Below are 392 nucleotides of genomic sequence, written 5' to 3'. Positions count from 1 at the left end.
CACCGCCACTTCACTTTCGGTCACCAGACGACGAATGGTCTGTACTTCCGGTTTACCGCCCCATCCCGACTGACAGGCGGCTTCAAACACCTGCACCTGACGCGCGGTGTCGTTCTCCAGCGCCAGCGCCTGACAGTGTTCGGTGGTGATGCGGTCTTCTGCCAGCGCATCGAGGATGACAGGCGCAAGGTCAGCCAGTTTCAGCATTCGCTGAACGTGGCGGGGTGAATAGCCCAGCAAATCACCGATGTGTGCAGGTGTTTTGCCTTCCTGCGCCATTGCGCGGAATCCGGCAATCTGTTCGGCAGGGTGCATATCCCGCCGATGACCGTTCTCGGTCATTGATGCGGCAGTCGCCAGCTCCTGCGGAATAATTTTTACGCGGACAGGCC

The 392-nt window shown here is 59.4% G+C and carries 1 protein-coding gene; it reads right to left on the bottom strand.

The window, feature by feature from the left end:
• Positions 1–342, bottom strand: a 342-nt coding sequence (locus JNB91_RS30475) for a ParB/RepB/Spo0J family partition protein (RefSeq protein WP_220329133.1), incomplete at its 3' end; no start/stop codon positions are given.
• Positions 343–392: the final 50 nt, after the last annotated feature.

This window comes from Aliirhizobium wenxiniae (genome assembly GCF_019511445.1).
Lineage (GTDB): Bacteria > Pseudomonadota > Alphaproteobacteria > Rhizobiales > Rhizobiaceae > Neorhizobium > Neorhizobium wenxiniae_A.
This window is presented reverse-complemented; position numbering and strand designations above follow the sequence as displayed.